The following is a 2,803-nucleotide window of genomic DNA, read 5'->3' as shown; positions in this document are numbered from 1 at the left end:
CATCGGGCGACGCCTGCCCGTGATCGCCAGCGCCGAAGATCCGCGCCTGTTGGGTGTGGTCTTCAAGACCTCGTTGCTGGATGCCTATTTCCGGCTCGACAGGGCCGGGAACTGAGGCTATCAGCTCGTATTTTTCAGTGGTCCTGGCGGGGCCTCGCCAAGCCGCTGCAAAAGGGTATCTTTGTAACAATGGCGGATTAGTCCGACAACTGCTCACTTATCCTTGTTAGAATGCATGACGTTTACACCTCATCGGTGTTCGTGGCAGCGGCCTGTCCAGGTCCGTCCCGCCACCCGATTTCAACCCCCATCCTAGAAGTGAATTTTCCATGCTGAGTTATCGCCACGCTTTTCACGCCGGCAACCACGCCGATGTCCTGAAGCATATGGTGATCATCCAGTTGATGCGCTATCTCGGGCAGAAAGACACTGCCTACATGGTCATCGACACCCATGCCGGCGCCGGCGTCTATGCGCTCGATGGAGATTACGCCAGCAAGAACGCCGAATACGAGACCGGCATCGCCAAGCTGTGGGAACGCAAGGACTTGCCGGCGATGGTCAAGGAATATGTCGACGTGGTCAAGTCGCTCAACCCCAGCGGCAAGATGCGTTACTACCCCGGCTCTCCCTATTGCGCCGAGAAGACCATGCGCGAGCAGGATCGCCTGCGTCTGTTTGAATTGCACCCCAGCGAAGTGAAGGTGCTGGAAGATAACTTCCGCAAGCTCGAAGCCCACGCCGCCGCCCAAGGCCAGCGGCCATCCACCCGCGGCAAGCGCGTGATGGTGTATCGCGGTGACGGTTTCCAGGGCCTCAAGGCCTTGCTGCCGCCGCCCTCGCGCCGCGGCCTGGTGTTGATCGATCCACCCTATGAAGACAAGCGTGACTATGCCCACGTGGCCCAGGTGCTGGCCGATGCGCTCACGCGCTTTCCCACCGGCACCTACGCGGTCTGGTATCCGGTCCTGCAACGCAATGAATCGCGTCAGTTGCCGGAACGCCTCAAGCGCCTGGGCGCCAAGAGCTGGCTCAACGTCACGCTGGCCATCCATGGCCCGGCGCCGGATGGCTTTGGCCTGCACAATAGCGGCATGTTCATTCTCAATCCGCCCTGGACCCTGGAGGCCGGCCTCAAGGAAGTCATGCCCTATCTGATCGAGGTGCTGGGGGTGGATGACAGCGCCGAATATGTGCTCGAATCCGGGGAAATCTGATGTCGGGTTATACTGGTGTTGCGATTATTGGTGATTTTTTCGTTTCGAATAGACGCAACGTTGCTGAGATTAGTGCAAATTGGCATACAATAGGTAAATTGCTTTAAGGCAACATTTTCCGCAAACACCAGGGGCATTTAAAAAAACAACCATGTCAGACCAGTCAGCCGAACCATCCGCTCGCCCCCTCCCGCGCATCACGCCCTGGATTTCTTCCTGCCCCGCCAGCCCATCCTGAGTCGGGACCAAGACTTGATCGGTTACGAACTGCTGTTTCGCAGCGCCGCGTTCGGACCGGCCAACGTCAAGGATGACGTCACGGCCACGGCAGCGGTGATCGCCCACGCTTCCGAGCTGGGGCTGTCCAACGTGATCGGCAACCTGCACGGCTTCATCAATGTGGATGCGGCCGTGCTGATGAGCGACTTCATCTATTTCCTGCCGGCTGACAAGGTGGTGCTGGAAATCCTGGAGACGGTGCGGGTCACGCCCGAACTGGTGGCGCGCGTGCGCGAGCTGGTCAAGGCCGGTTACGTGTTTGCGCTGGACGATGTGGTGGCCGAATCACAGGAAATCGAAGAACTGCTGCCGCTGGTGAAGATCATCAAGATCGACGTGATGGAAGTCGACCCCAGCAAGTTGCTCAAGCTTTCCGTGCACTTCAAGCGCGCCCGCAAGGAATTGCTGGCCGAGAAGGTCGAGACGCTGCAGCAGTTCAATGACTGCATGACCTTCGGTTTCGATTTCTTCCAGGGTTATTACTTCGCCAAGCCGATGATCCTCCAGGGCAAGAAGCTGGAGGCGTCCAAGATGATCATCATGCATCTGTTGACGCTGCTGGTGCGCAATGTCGACAACGCCGAGATCGTGCGCTACATCAAGCGCGACGTGGCGCTCTCGCTGACCTTGCTGCGCCTGGTCAACACGCCCGTCTACGGTTTCCAGAAGTTCATCGATTCGCTGGGCCAGGCCTTGATCGTGCTGGGACGCCGACAACTCAAGCGCTGGCTGCAGATCCTGCTCTTTGCCAATACCGACAAGGAGCGTGCCCACACCATGTCGCCGCTGATGATCCTGGCGGCCACGCGCGGCAAGATGCTGGAATTGATCACGGCCAAGATCCGGCCCGGACGACGCAAGATGTCGGAGATGGCCTTCACTGTCGGCATCATGTCGCTGGTCGATGCGCTCTTTGGCATGAGCATGGAAAGCGTGCTGCGCCAGATCACCGTCAGTACCGAAATCCGCGAAGCGCTGCTGCGGCGCAATGGCTACTATGGTTCGGTCCTGCGCCTGGTGGAGTGCACCGAACTGCGCGAGCCCGACCAGGCCGAGATGCAACGCCTGCTGGATGACTGGGTAGACAATATTCGCAACGTATCGGCCCTGCCCCTGCGGCTGGTGCTGTGGAATGGACAGCAGTACGACTTCAGTAGCGGCACGCCGGAAGTCACGCTGAAGGTTCCGCACGCATCGGCCATCACCTCACTGCTCACACCCTCGCTGGCCAACCTGGGCGAAGCCTACGTCGAAGGCAAGATCGAAGTCGAAGGCAAGGTCAAGAGCATCATCCAGTCGCCAACGCC

General features: G+C 59.1%; 2 protein-coding genes. Both read left to right on the top strand.

The genetic code is table 11. The features are described from left to right. Positions 1 to 329 precede the first annotated feature (329 nt). Positions 330 to 1,217 (top strand): 23S rRNA (adenine(2030)-N(6))-methyltransferase RlmJ, encoded by an 888-nt coding sequence (locus I5W_RS01785; RefSeq protein WP_017451006.1) that lies wholly within the window; start codon positions 330 to 332, stop codon positions 1,215 to 1,217. Between the two features lie 204 nt (positions 1,218 to 1,421). Then, on the top strand, positions 1,422 to 2,803 hold a 1,382-nt coding region (locus I5W_RS01780; RefSeq protein ID WP_252716857.1), incomplete at its 3' end, for an EAL and HDOD domain-containing protein.

The organism is Herbaspirillum sp. B65 (assembly GCF_000333555.1).
Lineage (GTDB): Bacteria > Pseudomonadota > Gammaproteobacteria > Burkholderiales > Burkholderiaceae_D > Herbaspirillum > Herbaspirillum rubrisubalbicans.
Note: the sequence above shows the minus strand (reverse complement) of the source record. Positions and strands in the feature narration are given on the sequence as shown.

Coding starts and splice junctions, on each gene's coding strand:
- I5W_RS01785 (WP_017451006.1), top strand. CDS start 330: ATGCTGAGTTATCGCCACGCTTTTCACGCCGGCAACCACGCCGATGTC.